Origin of the sequence: Winogradskyella damuponensis (assembly GCF_039538385.1) — a bacterium.
Taxonomy (GTDB): domain Bacteria; phylum Bacteroidota; class Bacteroidia; order Flavobacteriales; family Flavobacteriaceae; genus Winogradskyella; species Winogradskyella damuponensis.
On sequence record NZ_BAABCB010000015.1, the window covers coordinates 72,351 to 93,027 of the forward strand.

Annotated in this window: 17 protein-coding genes; 8 read left to right on the plus strand and 9 right to left on the minus strand. The window is 33.5% G+C overall.

Annotated elements, in window-relative coordinates:
* Positions 1 to 2 precede the first annotated feature (2 nt).
* The 5 genes from ABD730_RS06165 to ABD730_RS06185 all read left to right on the plus strand — a co-directional run bounded on the left by ABD730_RS06165 (position 3) and on the right by ABD730_RS06185 (position 4,967).
* Positions 3 to 878 carry a mechanosensitive ion channel family protein gene (locus tag ABD730_RS06165; protein ID WP_344713324.1) on the plus strand — a complete coding sequence of 292 codons (876 nt, stop codon included), beginning with the start codon at positions 3 to 5 and terminating at the stop codon, positions 876 to 878.
* Positions 879 to 944: 66 nt separating this feature from the next.
* Entirely contained in the window at positions 945 to 2,108 is a 1,164-nt protein-coding gene (locus tag ABD730_RS06170; protein ID WP_215925461.1) for a sigma-54-dependent transcriptional regulator, read from the plus strand.
* An 11-nt stretch (positions 2,109 to 2,119) separates the two neighbouring features.
* Positions 2,120 to 3,001, plus strand: a complete 882-nt coding sequence (locus ABD730_RS06175) for a PPK2 family polyphosphate kinase (protein ID WP_215925460.1) — start codon at positions 2,120 to 2,122, stop codon at positions 2,999 to 3,001.
* Entirely contained in the window at positions 2,991 to 4,394 is a 1,404-nt protein-coding gene (locus ABD730_RS06180) for a M20/M25/M40 family metallo-hydrolase (RefSeq protein ID WP_344713327.1), read from the plus strand. The genes ABD730_RS06175 and ABD730_RS06180 overlap by 11 nt, the downstream gene beginning before the upstream one ends.
* Positions 4,395 to 4,430: 36 nt before the next feature.
* Complete coding sequence (locus ABD730_RS06185; RefSeq protein ID WP_344713330.1) at positions 4,431 to 4,967, plus strand: hypothetical protein; 537 nt, start codon at positions 4,431 to 4,433, stop codon at positions 4,965 to 4,967.
* 62 nt (positions 4,968 to 5,029) lie between these two features.
* Here the strand turns inward: ABD730_RS06185 and ABD730_RS06190 are convergent, their stop codons facing one another.
* The 4 genes from ABD730_RS06190 to lysA all read right to left on the minus strand — a co-directional run bounded on the left by ABD730_RS06190 (position 5,030) and on the right by lysA (position 11,038).
* On the minus strand, positions 5,030 to 5,155 hold the full coding sequence (locus ABD730_RS06190; RefSeq protein ID WP_334467030.1) for a hypothetical protein: 126 nt from the start codon (positions 5,153 to 5,155) through the stop codon (positions 5,030 to 5,032).
* Positions 5,156 to 5,164: 9 nt separating this feature from the next.
* A complete protein-coding gene (locus tag ABD730_RS06195) occupies positions 5,165 to 8,431 on the minus strand; it encodes a S41 family peptidase (protein WP_344713333.1) in 3,267 nt (1,088 codons plus the stop codon).
* 277 nt (positions 8,432 to 8,708) lie between these two features.
* Complete coding sequence (locus ABD730_RS06200) at positions 8,709 to 9,743, minus strand: AI-2E family transporter (RefSeq protein WP_334467032.1); 1,035 nt, start codon at positions 9,741 to 9,743, stop codon at positions 8,709 to 8,711.
* Positions 9,744 to 9,832: 89 nt separating this feature from the next.
* A complete protein-coding gene (lysA, locus tag ABD730_RS06205; RefSeq protein ID WP_334467033.1) occupies positions 9,833 to 11,038 on the minus strand; it encodes a diaminopimelate decarboxylase in 1,206 nt (401 codons plus the stop codon).
* 241 nt (positions 11,039 to 11,279) lie between these two features.
* Here lysA and ABD730_RS06210 point away from each other — a divergent pair, with 241 nt between their 5' ends.
* Both ABD730_RS06210 and sucC read left to right on the plus strand, forming a co-directional pair.
* Positions 11,280 to 11,936 (plus strand): hypothetical protein, encoded by a 657-nt coding sequence (locus ABD730_RS06210; protein ID WP_334467034.1) that lies wholly within the window; start codon positions 11,280 to 11,282, stop codon positions 11,934 to 11,936.
* A 107-nt stretch (positions 11,937 to 12,043) separates the two neighbouring features.
* Complete coding sequence (gene sucC, locus ABD730_RS06215) at positions 12,044 to 13,234, plus strand: ADP-forming succinate--CoA ligase subunit beta (protein WP_344713336.1); 1,191 nt, start codon at positions 12,044 to 12,046, stop codon at positions 13,232 to 13,234.
* 69 nt (positions 13,235 to 13,303) lie between these two features.
* Here sucC and ABD730_RS06220 read toward each other — a convergent pair whose 3' ends face one another.
* The 3 genes from ABD730_RS06220 to ABD730_RS06230 form a co-directional block, all read right to left on the minus strand.
* Positions 13,304 to 14,005, minus strand: coding sequence for a phosphoadenylyl-sulfate reductase (locus ABD730_RS06220; protein ID WP_334467038.1), 702 nt, complete (start codon positions 14,003 to 14,005; stop codon positions 13,304 to 13,306).
* Positions 14,006 to 14,089: 84 nt separating this feature from the next.
* Positions 14,090 to 14,332, minus strand: a complete 243-nt coding sequence (locus ABD730_RS06225; protein WP_215925451.1) for a DUF1456 family protein — start codon at positions 14,330 to 14,332, stop codon at positions 14,090 to 14,092.
* Between the two features lie 59 nt (positions 14,333 to 14,391).
* A complete protein-coding gene (locus ABD730_RS06230; protein ID WP_334467041.1) occupies positions 14,392 to 15,201 on the minus strand; it encodes an alpha/beta hydrolase in 810 nt (269 codons plus the stop codon).
* Positions 15,202 to 15,343: 142 nt separating this feature from the next.
* Here ABD730_RS06230 and ABD730_RS06235 point away from each other — a divergent pair, with 142 nt between their 5' ends.
* Positions 15,344 to 15,745: a TerB family tellurite resistance protein gene (locus ABD730_RS06235; RefSeq protein WP_215925449.1), complete on the plus strand. Its 402-nt coding sequence runs from the start codon at positions 15,344 to 15,346 to the stop codon at positions 15,743 to 15,745.
* Positions 15,746 to 16,027: 282 nt separating this feature from the next.
* On the opposite strand, the gene uvrB is transcribed toward ABD730_RS06235, so the two are convergent.
* Together uvrB and ABD730_RS06245 are read right to left on the minus strand one after the other, a co-directional pair.
* On the minus strand, positions 16,028 to 18,031 hold the full coding sequence (uvrB, locus tag ABD730_RS06240; RefSeq protein WP_344713340.1) for an excinuclease ABC subunit UvrB: 2,004 nt from the start codon (positions 18,029 to 18,031) through the stop codon (positions 16,028 to 16,030).
* Between the two features lie 156 nt (positions 18,032 to 18,187).
* The gene (locus tag ABD730_RS06245; protein ID WP_344713342.1) at positions 18,188 to 20,677 is read right to left on the minus strand and encodes a T9SS type B sorting domain-containing protein; all 2,490 of its coding nucleotides are present in this window, start codon (positions 20,675 to 20,677) and stop codon (positions 18,188 to 18,190) included.

Here is a 20,677-nt window from a genome sequence, read left to right on the forward strand (position 1 = left end):
TAATGGTTCAAGATTTAGAACATATTGAAGATACGATTACCAATAGTAGTTTTTGGGAAGCAACTAAAAATTTCTTAGGATTACACATGAATATCGGTAACGATATTAGTATTTCAATTCTTGATGTTATCGTTATCATTACAGCTATTTTTATTACAACAATTGTATTAAGAATAGTTTTAAAAATAATGATAAGAAAGATACCAGAAGAAAATAAAGGTAAGTTTGGTGTTGTATATGGGTATTTTAGATGGCTTGTATATATTATAATATTCTTAATAACCTTACATAGTGTAGGTGTAAATATAACAGCTGTTTTTGCAGCTTCTGCAGCACTTTTAATAGGTATTGGTTTAGCCTTGCAAACCTTGTTTCAAGATATTATATCTGGTATATTTATTTTAATCGATCAATCAGTACATGTAGGTGATATAATTGAAATTGATGGTAAAGTAGGTAGAGTAGAGGAAATTAAACTACGAACAACGAGAGCTGTAACCATTGACAATAAGGTGCTTGTAATTCCTAATCATTTGTATTTAGAAAACAGTTTATACAATTGGACACAAAATGGAAATACAACTCGCGAAAGTGTAGAAGTTGGTGTAGCTTATGGCAGTGATGTTCAGTTGGTAAAGAAATTGCTGTTGCAGGCAGCAAATACAAATGAGAGTGTACTTTCAGAACCAGCACCATCAGTCATTTTTACAAATTTTGGAGACAGTTCTTTAGATTTTAAGGTTTCATTTACAATAGCAGACAGTTTTAAAGCGCAGTTTCCTAAAAGCGATATTAGGTTTGAAATCGATCGTCTTTTTAGAGAGAACAATGTTTCTATTCCGTTTCCTCAACGCGATATTCATATTATTAAAACATAAAATATGTTAGTGATTTTAATCTATTGAAGTATTAAAATTAGTTATAACATAAAATAAAATAGAGTTATGCCAAAAATATTAATTATAGAAGATGAAGCTGCAATTCGCCGCGTATTAGTAAAAATACTTTCTGAAGAAAATAGCACGTATCAAGTTGAAGAAGCAGAAGATGGTTTGGTTGGAATTGAAAAAATAAAAAAGAACGATTACGATTTAGTATTGTGCGATATTAAAATGCCAAAAATGGATGGTGTAGAGGTATTAGAAGCAGCTAAAAAAATAAAGCCAGAAATACCAATGGTAATGATTTCTGGACATGGAGATTTAGATACGGCAGTAAATACAATGCGTTTAGGAGCTTTTGATTATATCTCAAAACCACCCGATTTAAACCGGTTATTAAATACCGTTCGTATTGCTTTAGATCGAAAAGAACTCGTTGTTGAGAATAAGATGCTTAAGAAAAAAGTAAGCAAAAACTACGAGATGATTGGTGAGAGTGACGGCATTGCACGTATAAAAGATATGATTGATAAGGTTGCACCAACAGATGCAAGAGTATTAGTTACAGGTCCAAACGGAACAGGAAAAGAACTTGTTGCGCACTGGTTACACCAAAAAAGCGACCGTTCAAAAGGGCCAATGATAGAAGTGAATTGTGCTGCAATCCCTTCAGAGTTAATAGAAAGTGAACTGTTTGGTCATGTTAAAGGAGCATTTACATCTGCTGCAAAAGACAGAGCAGGTAAGTTTGAAGCAGCTAATGGAGGTACCATTTTTTTAGATGAAATTGGTGATATGAGTTTGTCTGCGCAAGCCAAAGTATTACGTGCTTTACAAGAAAGTCGTATACAACGTGTTGGTAGTGACAAGGATATAAAAGTAAATGTAAGGGTAATAGCTGCAACCAATAAGAATCTTAAAAAGGAAATCGAAGACGGTAAATTTAGAGAAGATTTATATCACAGATTAGCTGTAATTTTAATTGAAGTTCCTGCTTTAAATGAAAGAAGAGAAGATATTCCTTTACTGATCAATTATTTCACAGATAAAATTTCTAAAGAGCAAGGCACATCTAAAAAATCATTTTCTGAAAAAGCGATAAAATTGCTTCAGAATTATGACTGGACAGGTAATATTCGTGAACTCCGAAATGTGGTAGAGCGTTTAATTATTTTAGGAGGAACTGAAGTTAGTGAGAGTGATGTAAAAGCATTTGCTTCAAAATAAAATGTATAAATATGAAAGATATTAGCATTGATGATTTTAAAATTTCGTCTCCAATAAATATTAAGGACTTGCAAACGTCCTTCGATTTAGAAACAAAGAAAAAGAAGATTGAGCGTGAACTTAGAACGGTAAGCGAAAACTTAGCAGACATACAAAACACCATGTATGCGCATGGTAAATATGCCGTTTTAATGTGTATTCAAGGTATGGATACAGCAGGTAAAGATAGTTTGATTCGTGAGGTTTTTAAGGAGTTTAATGTTAGAGGAATTGTGGCTCACAGTTTTAAAAAACCTACAGAGTTAGAATTAAAACACGATTACCTATGGAGGCATGTCATTGCACTGCCAGCAAGAGGGAAATTTGGCATTTTCAATAGAACACATTATGAAAATGTATTGGTAACAAGAGTACATCCAGAATACTTAATGTATGAGAACATGCCAAACGTTAAAACAGTTGAGGATGTTACTGAAGCATTTTGGGATAAGCGTTTTAATGAAATCAATAATTTTGAAAAACACATTGCAGATAATGGAACGATAATTTTTAAGTTTTTCCTAAACATTTCTAAAGACGAACAAAAAAACAGATTACTAAGACGACTTGAAAAACCAGAAAAAAACTGGAAATTCTCACCAGATGATTTAGACGAACGTTTATGCTGGGATGCATATCAAACTTACTATGAAGATGTCTTAAACCGAACTTCTAAATCACATGCACCTTGGTATAATATTCCTGCAGACGACAAACCAACGGCAAGATATATTGTAGCTAAAATTCTTTACGATACTTTAAAAGAATACAAAGACATTAAAGAACCAGAATTACCGGCACATCAAAAAGCAAATATAGATTCTTACAAACAGCAATTAGAAAATGAAGACTAAACTATTTACAATAATTTTATGTTGTTTTTTAACATTCAATTATGCACAAGAAGATGAAACTGTATTAAGAACACTATATACAGCATCATTAACAGATGGTATGAGTTACGAGTGGTTAGATCATTTGTCTAATGAAATTGGCGGACGATTATCAGGTTCTAAAAATGCTGAGTTAGCTGTACAATACACAAAAGCAGAACTTGAAAAATTAGGTCTAGATAAGGTGTGGTTACAGCCGGTTATGGTTCCAAAATGGGAAAGAGGCGAAAAAGAAAAAGCATTTTTTGAAGTTGCTGGTTTTGTTAACGAAGTTAATATTTGTGCTTTAGGTGGTTCTGTTGCGACTCCAAAAGATGGGATTTCTTCAGAGGTTGTAGAAGTTCAGAATTTTGAAGAATTAGCCGCTTTAGGAAAAGAGAATATAGAGGGTAAAATTGTGTTTTACAACAGACCAATGCAAGCCGATTTAATAAGCACGTTTAATGCTTATGGTGGTTGTGTAAATCAGCGTTATGCTGGTGCAATGGAAGCTGGTAAATATGGAGCGGTAGGTGTTATTGTAAGATCTATGACTTTGCGTAAAGACGATTTACCACATACAGGAAGTATGAGTTATGGAGATTTACCTGTTAATCAGCGTATTCCCTCTGCAGCAATAAGTACTAATGATGCAGATTTACTGAGTAAAGCATTAAAGAAGAATAAAGGAATTCAATTCTATTTTAAACAAAGTTGTCAGCAATTTGAGGATGTGTTATCTTATAATGTCATTGGTGAAATTACTGGAAGCAAATTTCCAAATGAATATATTATTGTTGGTGGTCATTTAGATTCTTGGGATTTAGGAGATGGAGCACACGATGATGGTGCTGGAGTGGTGCAGTCTATGGATGTATTAAGACTTTTAAAGAAAAGTGGCATTACTCCAAAACGAACTATCAGAGTCGTTTTATTTATGAATGAAGAAAACGGTTTACGTGGTGCTACGGAATATGCCAAAGTGGCTAAAGAAAAAAATGAAAATCATATTTTTGCCTTAGAAAGCGATGCTGGTGGTTTTACTCCAAGAGGCTTTTCGTTTGCAGCAAATGAAACCAATTTTAATCAAGTATTAGGTTGGAAAGCTTTATTTAAACCTTATTTAATTCATTATTTTGAATTAGGAGGAAGTGGAGCAGATGTTGGGCCATTAAAGTCAGAAACCAATGTATTGGCAGGTTTACGACCAGATTCGCAGCGTTATTTTGATCATCATCATGCTGCAAATGATACGTTTGAACATGTTAATAAACGCGAATTAGAATTGGGAGCCGCAACAATGGTATCGTTAGTATATCTGTTTGATAAATATGGCGTTAATCCAATTACAAATCATCGTAAAATTAAGGAGTAATAAGATATGAATAAATTGTGCTTAATTCTAATGTCAATGGTTTCTATTAATAGTTTTTCGCAAGACAAAGACCAACTTCCATACTACGAAATTCCTGATTATCCTGAAACATATACAGCAGGTACAATGGCAGCAAGAATGGTAGATGCTTTAGGGTTTCGGTTTTATTGGGCTTCAGAAGGTTTAACAGAAAAAGATTTAGCATACAAAGCTAATGATGATGGTAGAACCTCATTAGAAACTATTGAGCATATCTATAGTTTGTCTAAAACCATCGTTAATTCTACTTTAAAACAATCCAATTCTAGAGCAAAAGAAGATTTAAGTTATTCAGAATTACGATCTAAAACATTACAAAACTTAAAAATAGCAGCAGATATTTTGCGAGAGAGTGATGATATCTCGCAATACAATATCATTTTTGGAGATCGAGAAATTCCATTTTGGAATCAGGTCAATGGTCCAATTGCAGACGCAATTTGGCATTGTGGCCAATTATCTATTTATAGACGGTCAACAGGTAATCCTATGAGTCCTAAAGTAAATCATTTTAGTGGTAAAATTAAGGACTAAATCATAATCATTTAATATTATATCTAAAGCAATTGTGTGTTTTTATGTAGAAAAAGAGACTTTTAATCTAGTCTTTTTTTTTCGCCTTCATCTTCTTTTTTCATTTTAATATATTTAGAGACTAATCGCATTCCTAATCTTGCAAAAAGGATTACGGCAAATACCAATACAATATCTAATCCTGTCATTATTTTATATTAATTACCTGTTGCTGGAAGGGGGAATTGGGGTGCTTTAACTTCAGGTTTACTACGTAACTGTGTCATTAATTCCTTAACGGCTCTTTCGAGTTGAGGATCGTTTCCATTAGATAATGCTTTTGCATCTTGCCTTACTTCAATATCTGGTGCGACTCCTTCATTCTCCGCAATCCATTTGTTGTTTATAGGGTCAAATACCGCATTGTCAGGTGCTGTTAAACCTCCGCCGTCAATTAAAGTATAATGTGTTGACGATTTTACCAAGCCTCCCCAAGTTGTCATACCTATGAGTTTTCCAACATTTTGTTGTCTAAACACCCAAGGGAAAAAATCTCCACCAGAACCAGCAAGTTCATTTATCAATAATACTTTTGGACCTAATATACCTGCAGGCAATGTTAATGGTTTGCCATTGGGTACTTCATTGGTTAAGCCGGCTCTTAAGCTTCGCGTCATTAAATCTACCATATAATCATCTAGTAAACCACCACCATTAAAACGCTCATCTATAACAGCCCCTTCTTTATCTTGCTGTGCAAAGTAATATCTGTTGAAAGATACAAACCCTGGACCTCCTGTATTTGGAACCCAGATATAACCGAGGCGTCCATTTGATAGTTTGTCGACTAACCTACGATTGTCTTCCACCCAAGTCCGTTGTCTCAAAGAGTTTTCGTTAGAAATAGGTTCTACAATTTCAGTCCAATGGCCTTTAAATTCAGGTTTGTCATTAATATGTAAAAGGGTTTGTTTTCCTGATGTACCATCAAGATATTTGTAAAAATTGTCGTCAGCCTTTATTTCGTTTCCGTTAATACCCACAATATATTGGCCTTCTTTTATGTTTAGTCCAGGCGCATCTAATGGTCCTGTTAAACCTGGATTCCAACTTTCTGTTGTGTATATACGGTCAATTTTCCAATGGCCTTTATCTAGTGCTAAATCGGCTCCGAGTAATCCTGTTGTAGAACGTTCTACATCTGGATAATCACCTCCAAACACAAAGCTGTGCCCAACGGATAACTCACCATTTACCTGATCTAAAATATAATATAAATCTGTACGATGTTTTATAAACGGAACCAATGGAGCGTAACGTTTATATACAACGTTCCAATCACGCCCATGCATGTTGGGATCGTAAAAATAATCGCGCTCGTATCTCCAAGCCTCTTCAAACATTTGTTCCCATTCGGCAGAACGATCTAATTTCATTTGTAGATTAACCTTAAGACGTTTGCCTCCTTTTGCATCGCTACCGCTTGTGCTTATAACTTGCCAATCACCATTAATTTGAGCAAGCATGTGTTCACCGTTTGTGGTTACAGAAACTGAACGTACGCCAGAAGCAAATTCTTTGCTTTCTTGTTTTTCAAGATTAAATTTATGTAGTGTTGCACCTCTGTCATTTGGAATGTATTCGGAAATAAACATTGATCCTTTTGGGCCAGCAATGATATAACCATAATTTCTTGAAGGTATTGAAAGCGCTAGCGTACGACGACCAATAGCTTCAAAATCTATAATCATGGATTTATTTTCGTCGTCCTTCTTTTCTTTATCTTCTTTTTTTGCTTTGTCTTCACTTTTGCTGTCGTCCTCTTTTTTTATGTCTTCTTCATCACTTTTGGGTTTAAAAGGGGAATCGTCGTTAGCATCTAAATTAATGACATAAGCGGAGTAGGCTGGGTTTGCTGTCATAGAGCTTGTGTTAGCCCAACCAGAACCAAGAGCTACATCGGTACTCGCTAAAAAGTAGAGTTGTTTTTTGTTTAAATCCCAAGCCGGTGAAAAAGAATCGGCGAAAGGATCTGTAATTGGTGTTGATGTGTCGTTTTCAATAGAGTAGATATAAATCTGTCTAAAGTTATTTGAAGCCGATTTTTCATAAGCAATCCATTTACTATCTGGGGACCATTTTAATTCAATACTGCCACGCTCTAGGTTGGTGCCGCCTATGTCAAAGGTTTTTATTTTTTTTGTCTCTAAATTCACAAAACGCAAGCGCACATCATCATCAACAAAGGCAATGTGCTTTCCATCCGGAGACCATGTTGGGTTCCAACCCAATTTAGATTCTCCAATAGAAATGACTTCAGGTTTTGATAAACCATTCTGATCTGAAATCATTAACGTATAATTTTTTCTATCGGCATCAGAAAACCAAGCTATCTTATCTCCTTTTGGTGACCAAATAGGACGTCTATCTGCTATGCCAGAGCTTTTAGTAATATTTCTTGAATCACCGAATTCTACAGGAATTGTAAAGATATCGCCACGAGATTGCATAATCGCTCGTTTACCATTTGGAGATAAAGATGCAGAACGTGTACTATTAGAAACATCCTCCCATTTGGTTTCAGCCCAAGGAAAATCACCAACCACAGTAATTGATAATTGGGTGTGCTTACCTGTTGAAATGTTCATGATATGTAAATAACCATCACGTTCATAAACCAAAGTATCTCCATAACCACTTAACCATTTAATATCAGAACCTTTAAAGGTTGTGATTTGCTCAATTGATTTTGTCTTCGGATTGTAAGACCAAATATTAGCGACTAAATCGCGATCTGATAAAAAATAAATGTGATCGCCTAACCACAAAGGCTGAATGTCTGTTGTTTTTTTATTAGGTAGTAAAACTTCGTTCTGCGTTTTTAAATCTAAAATAATAAGTGGCGTATTTTGGCCGCCTCTATAGGCGCGCCATTCTTCATCCCAACGATCCATTTTATCTAAAATTAATTGCGTTCCATCTGGTGAATACGACCCATCATTACTCCATTGTTTGGTAAGTAATTTTGGAGCGCCACCTTCAACTGAAATTGTATAAAGGCGATTATATGGACGTGGAGCTGTTGCTCTGTTACTTGCAAATAAGACGTGCTTTCCGTCGTTGGTCCAACCTCTAACTATAGAACCACTAGGATGCCAAGTTAAGCGTTTTGGTTCTCCTCCATTTTTAGAAACGACGTAAACATTGTTTGTGCCAGCTCTGTTAGAACTAAATGCAATCCAATTACCATCTGGTGAAAAGTATGGGTTAGATTCCACAGCAGCAGTCGAGGTGATGCGTTTAGCTTCGTTTGAATTTAATGCCGAAATCCAAATATCACCACCATAAGTATATGTGATATGGGTTTGACTGATATCTGGTTGTCGTAGTAACCTTGTCCCTTGAGCAAATGTAGTTAGGCTTGATAGTAGGAATAAAAGAGCGAAAAATGAGGTTTGGAAATTCGTTTGAAACTTTAACTTCATATGAGGTAATGGATTAAATTAAAAGGTTGACGTTCTAAAGTTACAAATAAGAGTGTTAAGAGCATAAGTTAAAGTCTCTTTTAAAAGAAATGACTAAATCATTTATTGAATTTCGTTATAACGCAAATGCAGTTATAACCTTTAGAAGTATGAGATTTTAAAGGGAATTCTATTTTTTTAGTGAAGTTGAGAACCTCTTGAATACTATGAGTTTATAAATATTAAAATTATTGAGGTTGTTTTAGTTACTTGTATTTAAAGTATTGGCACTGAAAAATTAGGTGGGTTTTGACTGGTTTTCTTCAGTTTTACCATATTCTTCTGTATAAATTTTAACCAAAGCCATAAAAATACTTATAAGTAAGGGGCCAAAAATCAAACCGATAAATCCAAATAATGGCACTCCTACAATAACACCTATAAGGGTAACTAAAGGATGTACATCATCGAGCTTTTGTAATACATATAACCGAATAATATTATCAGTAGAACCGACAACAACAATACCATAAATTAAGATGCCCCATGCTTGAGCAGATTGGCCACTAGATAAGGTTAATATAAAGACAGGAATAATGCCCACAAAAGTACCTATAAAAGGGATCATGGATCCAATGGTAACTATGACAAACCAAAATAACGGATCTTCAACTCCAAAAATTAAAAAACCAATCAACGCTATAATTCCTTGGGCTATGGCCACTAATGGAATTCCAATGGCATTTGATTTGACCATGGCTTGGATTTCGCTACCAATTTCAGAAATATTTTTATTATTCATTGGGATGTAGTTTTTAAGCGATTGCCTTAATTGCTTACGATTGGTAAGCATAAAATAAAGCATAAAGTACATTAGTCCTAAAGCGACAAGTAAGTTAAACGTACTGCCAGCCATGCTTTGTGCGCTTTCAGAAAGCCATGTGGTGATTGCTTCTGTATCAATTTGAGAATTAATGTCAAAGCCCGTTTTAAATTTTAATTGGCCGACTTGATCTTTAAATGCATCAATAACTTTTTCACTATTACTAGCTACATCCGAAATTTTGTTTCCTAGCATAATACCAAAACCCGTTAGAGGTACCATTATAATAATGAAGGAACTAAGCATCAAGGTTAAAGCAGCTAGCGTAGGATTCCAATTATATTCATTAACTAATCGTTTCATTAGTTTTCGAAGCAATATGTAAAATGTAATTGCGCCTAAAACACCGCTCAAGTATGGTAACATTTCACCAAAAATTAGACTTCCAAAAAGTATAATTAATAGTAAAATGAAAATTTGACGAATTATTTTAGGCGCAATTTGTGTCATTGGAAGAGTGTTTTAGTCTTCTCAAAGGTAATTGCAAACTATTTATAGGCTTACTTTAATCCCGCAAAATGTTAACTCAGATAACTAAATTATATGGCAATTTCAATTTGATTATGTAAGATGTCTTCAAAGACTTCACGTTTTCTAATGAGTTGCGCCTTACCTTTATATAGCAATACTTCGGCAGGTCTGTAACGCGAATTGTAATTGCTGGCCATAGAGTAACAATAAGCTCCTGCATTTTTAAAGCAAAGAATATCTCCTTCGTTTATTTCTGAAATCCGCCTGTTATTAGCAAAAGTGTCCGTTTCGCATATGTAACCAACAACCGAATAAAAACGTTCACGCCCTTTAGGATTAGAAATGTTTAAAATATCGTGTTGAGAACCATATAACATTGGTCTTATTAAATGATTAAATCCAGAATCTATTTGAGCAAAAACTGTAGAGGTGGTTTGTTTTACAACATTAACTTTTGCTAAAAAGACACCAGCTTCGCTCACTAAAAATTTACCAGGTTCAAAAGCTAAGGTTAAATCTTTACCGTATGCTTTACAGAATTCATTGAAGCGTTTTGATAGTTTGTCTCCTAATTCTTCAATATTGGTTTCTATGTCCCCTTTTTTATAAGGCACTTTAAATCCTGAACCAAAATCTATAAACTCAAGCGTTTTAAAGTTCTTAGCCGTTTCAAATAAAATCTCGCTGGCATATAAAAATACGTCAATATCTAGAATATCACTTCCTGTATGCATGTGAATACCGTTAATATTCATCTTTGTATTTTCTACAATACGTAATAATAATGGAATCTGATGTATAGAAATTCCAAATTTGCTATCTATATGACCAACCGAAATATTAGTATTTCCTCCAGCCATAACATGAGGATTTATTCGAATACAAACAGGAATTTTTGGATGTTTGGTTCCAAATTGTTCTAAAATAGAGAGGTTGTCAATATTTATCTGAACGCCTAATTTTGCGGCTTCTTCAATTTCTTCAAGAGATACTCCATTAGGTGTAAAAATGATATCTTCAGGTTTAAAACCAGCTTTTAATCCTAATCGTAATTCCTGAATAGAAACCGTATCAATACCTGATCCTAGCTTATTAAACAATTTTAAAACAGAAATGTTAGAAAGGGCTTTAACAGCGTAATTCAACTTTAGCTGTTTTACCTTACTAAATGCTTTTGTTAATCGTTTATATTGAGATTCTATTTTTTCAGCGTCATAAACATAAACCGGACTCCCAAAGTCTTTAGCAATCTGTAATAAGGTACTATCTTTCATTCTTTATCTTTCTTAAAATTATCTGGCGAAAATAGATGTAATCCATCCTATAAACATAAAAAATGAAAAAATATAGCTATTTTTACACAAAATGTTAAATAGTTAACAAAATGAAACAGATATTTAAAAGGAAACTATTTTTTAAGTCCTAATTGAAGCTTTTTAAAATATGAGAACACAGTGGTTTTACGCGTTCTTCGTCTTATAATTATTTGTTTCACTATTATCAAAATTTAAACCTGTGAAAACTATTGCGTCCTGTGTACAAGATATTATAGTTGCTAGTCCTTTTTTAGAAGAAGGCTTATCTCGAGAGATTATTAATTTTTCAGCTTTAGCAAAAGATTTGAACGCACCTATTTCTAAAATGTTACGAAAACCTGTAAAAGATGGAGCGATTATGATGGCATTACGTCGTTATCAGCAACCCTTAAATCTTGAAAATTCAAAAAGTTTAAAGAAAACCTTTAGTCAATTAGGAGATATTACGGTACGGTCTAACTTAAGTGATTTTACATTTCAAAATTCAAAAACATTAATCCATAGTCACTCTCAAATTTTAGAGAAGATAAGTGAAAATCATCAAATATTTTATGCCTTTACGCGTGGTATGTTTGAAAGTAATATTATCATTTCAACTTCTGAAAAAGAAGATATGCTCAAAGCATTTAAAAATGAAACACAAATAGGTTTAAAAGAAAAATTATCTGCTATTAGTATATATTTACCTAAGGGGAGTTCTAAAATAGTTGGCTTATATTATCAAATATTTAAGCGCTTGGCATGGGAAAATATCACATTATATGAAGTGGTTTCTACAACAAATGAGTTTACTATTGTAGTAGAGGATTATTTGGTAGACAAGGCCTTTTCTGCTATAAAGCGTTTAATAGATTAATCCTATAATTTAGAAAATGAGAAACCTATATAAATCAATTTTAAAAACAATTGGTAGAAACTATTAGTATGCTTATTTTTGTTGGACCAATAAATTTCTGATTAAAAATGAATTTACACGAATATCAAGGAAAAGAATTATTAAGCAGTTTTGGAGTACGAATCCAAAGAGGAATTGTAGCTCAAAGTGCTAAAGAAGCTGTTGATGCAGCAAAGCAATTAACAGCTGAAACTGAAACAGGTTGGCATGTTATAAAAGCACAAGTTCATGCAGGTGGACGTGGAAAAGGCGGAGGCGTTAAATTGGCCAAAAACCTTAAAGAAGTTGAAGAAATTGCAGGACAAATCATAGGAATGGATTTGGTAACACCTCAAACTTCTGCAGAAGGAAAACGTGTTCATCAAGTTTTAGTTGCTGAAGATGTTTATTATCCAGGTGAAAATGAGCCAGACGAATATTATATGTCTGTTTTATTAAATCGTGCAACAGGAAGAAATATGATTGTATATTCTACAGAAGGTGGAATGGACATTGAAACTGTTGCCGAAGAAACACCAGAATTAATACATAACGAAGAGATTGATCCTTCAACTGGTATATTGCCTTTTCAAGCACGTCGTATAGCCTTTAACTTAGGGTTATCAGGTACTGCTTTTAAAGAAATGACAAAATTTGTAACAGCTTTATATACTGCTTACGATAAATCGGATGCGTCTTTATTTGAAATCAACCCAGTATTAAAAACTAGTGATAGTAAAATAATGGCTGTTGATGCTAAAGTTACTTTAGATGATAACGCATTATACAGACATAGAGATTTAGCTGAATTACGTGACTTACGCGAAGAGAATCCAATTGAAGTTGAAGCAGGTGCTTTAGGTTTAAACTATGTAGACTTAGACGGAAACGTTGGTTGTATGGTTAATGGTGCTGGTTTAGCAATGGCAACTATGGATTTAATTAAGCAAGCAGGTGGTGAGCCAGCTAACTTTTTAGATGTTGGTGGTACTGCAGATGCAGCTAGAGTAGAAGCAGCTTTTAAAATTATATTAAAAGATCCTGCTGTAAAAGCTATCTTAATCAACATTTTTGGTGGAATTGTACGTTGTGACCGTGTTGCTCAAGGTGTTATTGATGCTTATAAAAACATGGGTAATATTAATGTTCCTATCATTGTACGTTTACAAGGAACAAATGCAGATATCGCAAAAGAATTAATTGACAATTCTGGATTAGATGTAATGAGTGCTACTGAGTTCCAAGAAGCAGCTGATAAGGTGCAACAAGTTTTAGGATAGTATTATTTTATACTAAACAGTTAATTATAAATTAAAAAGGTTCTCAAATTTGAGAACCTTTTTTGTTAGTTATAAATGTAACCCACATTCTGTTTTGGGATTGTTATTCCATCGTCCACTCCTATCTTTTCCTGGAACAGTACAATGCTTACAACCAATAGAATGATAACCCTTTGCAACTAATGGGTGAAAAGGGAGTTGATGTTCTTCAATATAAGCATCTCTTTCTTTTTTTGAAACATCCAATAAAGGGTAGAATTTTAAAATATTACCACGTATTTCAAAAATATCTAAAGATGCTCTGTGATCACTTTGCCATTCCATTAAGCCAGACATCCAAATTTTATAATGTTGTTTAATACGGTCTAAAGGCTGTACCTTATTTATAGAACAACAGAAATCAGGATTCTTTTTCCAAGTTTCATCTTTGGTGGTAAACTCGTGTTCTTCTTTAATTGCAGATACAGATTTTACATTGAGATTGTACTTAGCTTGTAAAATGGATTTGTACTTTAAAGTATCATCAAAATGGTAACCCGTATCAATAAAATAAATTTCTTGCTTTAGGTTTGTATCAGACACTAATTTTAACAAAAATGCAGATGTAGCAGCAAAAGAACTTGTGACCATAACATCTGTAGTCTCAAAATCTTTATACAGTTGTGCTATACGTTGACAAGAAGTAAGTGGCTTATACTTTTTATTTAATGCTTTTATATCTTCAATAGAAAAATACTGTTGTGGATCAATTTTGGGTGTTGTTTCAAACATGGATAAATTTCTTCTGTTGAGTACAAGTTATTAACTTAAATTTTAAGTAAAAAATTTACTTCTAAATTTTATGGATATTTTAATTTACTCCTTCTTTTTTTTAGGTTTTGGCATTGGACCTCTTAAATGGATGATTAATCCATTTAAAAAATTTCGTAGAATTTGATCTCCACATTCCATATATTTAGGATGGTCTTCATTTCTGAACATGGCATTAAGTTCACTTTTAGAAATTCTGAAGTCAACTAATGATAAGATTTTTACAATATCATCATCTCTTAGTTTATGTGCTACTCTTAGCTTTTTAAAGATGTCGTTGTTTGTCATTTTAGAGTTTTAATTATGTTGTTTGTGATATAAAGTCTGTTATTTTTAATAGTAGGAAATTAAGGTTTTTTATTTAACCAATCATAGGCTTTATTAAAATTTGTAGCCCATAATTTTTCATTATGTTGGCCTCCTTCAACAATATGATTTTCAATATGTGTTTCCTTAACTCCTTTAAATTTTAATAATTTAAGCATTTCTTCTAATTTCGGAATCATAGTTTCTCCTTCATCAGTACCAGCTAAAAAATAAAATTTTGAAGTTTTTGGGATATCAGTTGATGCTACCATTTCGAAAATTTCAGGATTAATCCAAAATGAAGGTGAGAATGCTACAGCGGTTCCAAATGTTTCAGGATATTTTATTGCAGCATAGAATGATATTAAGCCACCTAAAGACGACCCAAATATTGTAGTGTTTTCTGTTTCTGATTTTGTTCTATAGCTAACATCAATATGAGGTTTTAAGGTGTTTTTTATAAATTTTAAATAGGAGTCACCTTTTCCGCCACCATACTTTTCATGTTTATACGGTGTGAGTTCATTTATGCGTTCTTCATTGCCATGTTCTATGCCAATAATTATACTTTGGTTGTCTATTAATGTATCCATATATTCATCAACTTCCCATTCTCCTACATAAGATGTTGTAGCATCAAATAAATTTTGTGCATCATGCATATAAATCACAGGATACGATTTTTCTGATTTTTCATATTCTGAAGGCAAATACACCCAAATTGTTTTCGACGTATTTAATTGAGGAGCAGCAATTGAAAATCGTTTAACTTGTTTAGAGGCAGTGCTTTGGGCTGTTAGTTGAGTGGTTGTAAATGCTAAAATAAGCAGGTATAAATACGGTAATTTCATCCTGTTGCTTGTCTTGTGAGTTGACAAAAGTTTAAAAAAATCGACTAAGTACATTTAATTTTTCGACAAGATACATTATATCAACGACAATAAAATAAACAACCTCTGTAACTTTACAGTATTAAATAATCCCCTCTTAATAATGATAAATCGTGCTGAAAAACTGAGCTTACTTTCTGAAATGATAGCATTCGCTCAAACAGATGAAAATATAAGGACTATTGAATATAATTTTTTATTCAGTATTGCCAAACAATTAGATATATCTAAAGAAGATTTTGAATACCTTTTTAATCATCCTGTGACATATGTTAACTTAAAATCTCATAGCGAAAGGATTGTTCAATTTCATAGATTAGTACTTCTAATGAATTTAGATCACAAAGTCGCACCAAAACAATTGGTTAAAATTCACAATTTTGGATTACGAATGGGATTAAGTCATGAATCAATTAACCGCGTTCTAGATTTAATGGATAGTTTTCCTAATAAAATTGTACCACCAGATTTCTTGATTGATATTTTTAAAGTGCAGTATAACTAGTTTTTAGTATCTAGTATTCAGTTTGCAGTCTCAATGGTAATTTTAAAAAGCTATCCTATTTAAATATATGCTTAATTTTTAGAACAATCTCTCTGTGAATCTTTGTGCCTTCTCTGTGTAATAATTTCAGTTTTAGTCTCAGTTTTTAATCTTGAAATTTAGTTATTGAGTTTCGGAATGTTTTCTCCTTCGGAACTTTATGTAAAATCTTCCAATCTTCCGTCAATTTTTTTAGTTTCACTCTTCACTCTTCACACTTTTTACTAATCACTGACCACTGATTTACACCTTTAACTTCTCTAACTTACTCTGATAGGCTGTAATTTCATCTCTAAAACGAGCGGCTTCTAAAAAGTCTAAAGCCTTTGCGGCTTGTTCCATTAATTTGCGTCGTTCTCTAATTTTCTTTTCGAGTTCTTCTTTTGTTAAATATTCGCTTTCTGGTTCTGCAGCTATTTGCGCATCTAATTCGGTCCGATAAGTACTTACGGAGTTTTTAGTTAATGCACTATCTAAACTCTTATTTAAAGCTTTAGGTACAAGATTGTGTTTTGTATTGTATGCAATTTGTTTTTCACGACGATAATTAGTCTCATCAATAGTTTTTTGCATGCTTTTTGTAACTTTATCAGCATACATTATAGCTTTTCCATTTAGGTTTCTTGCGGCTCTACCAACAGTTTGTGTTAGTGAACGCGCAGATCTTAAAAAACCTTCTTTGTCAGCATCTAATATGGCTACAAGTGATACTTCGGGTAAATCTAGACCTTCACGCAGTAAGTTAACACCAACCAAAACATCAAATACCCCTTTTCGTAAATCTTGCATAATTTCAACACGCTCCAGAGTATCTACATCACTATGGATGTATCGGGTTCGTACCGAAATTCGAGTGAGGTATTTCGTCAATTCTTCCGCCATTCGTTTGGTCAACGTGGTTACTAAAGTCCGTTCGTCTTTTTCAACACGATTTTGAATTTCTTCAATTAAATCATCAATCTGATTTAGGCTTGGGCGCACTTCAATAATAGGGTCTAATAAGCCTGTTGGACGAATGACTTGCTCTACATAAACACCATCTGTTTTTTGCATTTCGTAATCGGCTGGAGTGGCCGATACATAGATTACTTGGTTTTGAAGTGCTTCAAATTCTTCAAACTTTAAAGGTCTGTTGTCCATGGCTGCTGGCAATCGGAAACCATAATCAACTAAGTTGACTTTTCTGCTTCGGTCACCTCCGTACATGGCATGAACTTGTGAAATGGTCACGTGACTTTCATCAACCACCATTAAAAAATCATCTGGAAAATAATCGAGTAAACAGAACGGGCGTGTTCCTGGTAAACGTCCGTCTAAATATCGCGAATAATTCTCAATACCTGAACAATACCCTAATTCTCGAATCATTTCTAGATCAAATTCTGTACGCTCTTTAAGACGTTTGGCTTCAAGATGTTTACCGATTTCTTTAAAGTAATCGTATTGTTTTACCAAATCATCTTGAATATCTTTTATTGCCGCATTTAGTACATCAGGTGAGGTTACAAACATATTTGCAGGATAGATATTTAGACGATCGTAGCGTTCTATAACTTCGTTGCTTCTGGCGTCAAACGCTTCAATTTCTTCAATTTCATCACCAAAGAAGTGAATTCTAAATGCATGATCAGCATAACCAGGAAATACATCTACGGTATCACCTTTTATTCTAAAGTTTCCGTTTTTGAATTCAGATTCCGTTCTAGAATATAAACTTTGAACCAGTTGGTGTAATAGTTTAGTACGAGAAATAACTTGATCGCGTTCTATAGAGATGACATTCTTCTGAAATTCTACAGGATTTCCAATACCATATAAACACGATACTGAAGCAATCACAATCACATCACGACGACCAGAGAGTAGGGAAGATGTGGTACTTAAACGCATCTTCTCTATTTCCTCATTGATAGATAAATCTTTCTCTATATAAACGCCAGAAACGGGAATGTATGCTTCGGGTTGGTAGTAATCATAGTACGATACAAAATACTCAACAGCATTCTCAGGAAAAAACTGTTTGAATTCTGAGTAGAGTTGTGCAGCTAAAGTTTTATTATGTGCCAAAACCAAAGTTGGTCGTTGTACTTCTTCGATAACATTGGCAACAGTAAAGGTTTTACCAGAACCAGTAACACCCAAAAGCGTTTGGTATTTTTCATTATCGGTAATCCCTTTTGCTAGTTTTTTTATAGCTTGTGGCTGATCACCAGTAGGTTTAAATTCAGACTCAATTTTAAATCGCATACTGCAAAGTTACGATAAAGCGCTTATAATTTAATTGTGAAGCGCGTTACAATTGCGTTAAAATAAAACGGACTTCAAGATTTAAACTCAGAAGTCCGTTTTATAGATTATTAAATATGGATACTTTTTTTATAGCAGAGGTACTTGTAATACGCTTTAATGTTTTAAAGCAAAATGCCCTCTAAGCTCTTTACCATTTTTTAATGTAATTAAATACCAGAAATCATTGGATTCTAGCAGTTCTCCATTGTAATAGCCATCCCAAGAATATTGTGAAGGGATTAATTGTTTGATAAGTTTACCGTATCTATTAAAAATAAGTATTTCTTTTACAATGCGGTTTCTGTCAATAACGGTCCAATAATCATAATCACCATCATTATTAGGAGTGAAAAACATAGGAATGAAAAGATCTACTTCAATTTCAAAAGAGAGTGTTTTTAAAACACAACCGTTACGGTCTTGAACATATAACAGGTGTAAACCAGTTGTAAGGTTATTAAAGATATTAGATATTTGAAAATCGTTGTCATCTATTGCGTATTCGTAATCTATAGATGCATCTGTCATGTTTACAGTAAGTGTTTCTTCATTTATGATAATATTAAAATCATCTAAAGTAAAATCTACAGCATCATTAATAGTAATATCAAAACTACTTTCGTTAGAGCAAGTATTTGGCGCTGTGCCTATTTCGTTATAAATGTATAAGGTTTGTGAATTTGTAATAATATCTCCAGCATTGAGTTGCGTTCCTGTACCATTTGTTCCTGTAAAATAGTTACCATTGTTTAGTGCTGGTAATATAAATTCAGAACATATAGTTTGGTTAGCAAGCGTATCTACATTTGGTGCACCAGTAATAGTAACATCAAAACTACTTTCGTTATTACAAGTGTCTGGGGCTGTACCAATTTCAACATAGATATAGATGGTTTGTGAGGTTGAAATAGTATCTCCCGCATTTAGAGGTGTACCTGTACCGTTTGGTCCTGTGTAGTAGTTGCCATTAGTAAGTGTTGGTAAGGTATATGAACCACACTCTGATTGATTAGAAAGCGTATCTACATTAGGAGTTCCACTCACTGTAACTTCAAAACTACTTTCATTTGAACAAATATCGGGAGCTGTTCCTGTTTCGTTATAGATGTAGATGGTTTGCGTTGTTGAGATGGTATCACCAGCATAGAGTTGTGTTCCTGTGCCATTAGTGCCCGTAAAATAATTACCATCAGTTAATGTTGGTAATGTATAATCTGAACATACAGCTTGATTAGCAATGGTATCTACATCAGGTGCTCCTGTAATAGTCACTTCAAAACTACTTTCATTAGAGCACGTATTTGGTGCTGTTCCTATTTCGTTATAAATGTAAATGGTTTGATTTGTTGAAATGATATCACCTACATTAAGTTGTGTTCCAGTGCCATAAGTGCCTGTAAAATAGTTACCATTAGTTAGTGCAGGTAAGGTATAACCTGAGCATGTAATCTGGTTTGAAAGCGTATCTACAGCTGGACTATCAATAATTAATTGAGCTACATTTGTAATTAAAGAACAAGAGTCGTAGATGACTTCGCAATAGTATTGATTTCCATTAAAATTTAAAGGAGCATTAGTGATATCCAACCAGCTGTTTTGTGGGTCAGAATATGGACTAGCATTAGGAACGTTTATCCAATTTCCAGAAGTATCAAGAACTTTCCATTGGTATTGGAATATGCTATTATTTAAAGATGTCGTAAACGTTACAGAACCATTCTCACAAATGGTTTGGGTTATTGGGTCAATAATATTTGGTATGTTATTTGTAATTGGATCTGCTGTATGTGATCCTAAATCCGAACAATTTTCACTAGATTGAATAGACCAATCACTACTATCATATGTCGTTTGAGGTAGTGGTGCATCTGCGTTTCTAACAATAGTATAACCTCTTTCGTCAGGTGCGTTTACAATATCAATAAGATTTCCGTTTTTAAAGAGTTTGAATTCATCATTATCATTAATCCCTGTAGGAATATTGAAATCTACATCTAGAGGAGAACAATCATTGCCGCTTCCCATTTGAATGATAAATGTATCTAGTGGTGGAATTGTTCCGGTAATGTTATTAAAAACATTATTAGGTGTTGGGTTTCCTACATCACCATAGCGTTCTATGACATAAATATTATCTAAAACCACAGGAGTGTTTGTAGGATTATAAAGTTCTATAACTGCATAGTCACCGCTATTGGCATCAAATATTTCTGAAATATAAATATCGGCAGGTTCACAATCTGAAGTTATCAACGTAAAATCTGCAGCAGATGTCCCAGTGCAACCTCCATTACTTACAATTGAAATGCTAGAAGTATCGCTTATACCAGCAGGTATAATAGCAGTAATTTGATTGTCATTTATAATGGTGAATGTAGTGTTAACACCATCGATAGAAACCGAAGCAGTAGCATTAAAATTACTACCACTAATTGTAATCAATGTGTTTTCCGGTCCACTAGAAGGTGTAAATGTATTAATTATTGGAGCAGGACAAAAGTTATTATCTGTTATAGCATCGCTAGCCATTATGGCATAAGCGTTCGTTATAAAAAATAAACTTAAGACGTAGGTATAGTGAATTAATAAATTAATGCGCGTCAT

Bases quoted from the DNA above. Each gene is read 5' to 3' on its own strand.
- ABD730_RS06230 (WP_334467041.1), bottom strand. From the start codon at position 15,201: ATGAAATTACCGTATTTATACCTGCTTATTTTAGCATTTACAACCACT.
- lysA (WP_334467033.1), bottom strand. From the start codon at position 11,038: ATGAAAGATAGTACCTTATTACAGATTGCTAAAGACTTTGGGAGTCCG.
- ABD730_RS06245 (WP_344713342.1), bottom strand. From the start codon at position 20,677: ATGACGCGCATTAATTTATTAATTCACTATACCTACGTCTTAAGTTTA.
- ABD730_RS06195 (WP_344713333.1), bottom strand. From the start codon at position 8,431: ATGAAGTTAAAGTTTCAAACGAATTTCCAAACCTCATTTTTCGCTCTT.
- ABD730_RS06225 (WP_215925451.1), bottom strand. From the start codon at position 14,332: ATGACAAACAACGACATCTTTAAAAAGCTAAGAGTAGCACATAAACTA.
- ABD730_RS06165 (WP_344713324.1), top strand. From the start codon at position 3: ATGGTTCAAGATTTAGAACATATTGAAGATACGATTACCAATAGTAGT.
- ABD730_RS06220 (WP_334467038.1), bottom strand. From the start codon at position 14,005: ATGTTTGAAACAACACCCAAAATTGATCCACAACAGTATTTTTCTATT.
- ABD730_RS06175 (WP_215925460.1), top strand. From the start codon at position 2,120: ATGAAAGATATTAGCATTGATGATTTTAAAATTTCGTCTCCAATAAAT.
- ABD730_RS06235 (WP_215925449.1), top strand. From the start codon at position 15,344: ATGATAAATCGTGCTGAAAAACTGAGCTTACTTTCTGAAATGATAGCA.
- ABD730_RS06185 (WP_344713330.1), top strand. From the start codon at position 4,431: ATGGTTTCTATTAATAGTTTTTCGCAAGACAAAGACCAACTTCCATAC.
- ABD730_RS06170 (WP_215925461.1), top strand. From the start codon at position 945: ATGCCAAAAATATTAATTATAGAAGATGAAGCTGCAATTCGCCGCGTA.
- sucC (WP_344713336.1), top strand. From the start codon at position 12,044: ATGAATTTACACGAATATCAAGGAAAAGAATTATTAAGCAGTTTTGGA.
- ABD730_RS06180 (WP_344713327.1), top strand. From the start codon at position 2,991: ATGAAGACTAAACTATTTACAATAATTTTATGTTGTTTTTTAACATTC.
- ABD730_RS06200 (WP_334467032.1), bottom strand. From the start codon at position 9,743: ATGACACAAATTGCGCCTAAAATAATTCGTCAAATTTTCATTTTACTA.
- uvrB (WP_344713340.1), bottom strand. From the start codon at position 18,031: ATGCGATTTAAAATTGAGTCTGAATTTAAACCTACTGGTGATCAGCCA.
- ABD730_RS06190 (WP_334467030.1), bottom strand. From the start codon at position 5,155: ATGACAGGATTAGATATTGTATTGGTATTTGCCGTAATCCTTTTTGCA.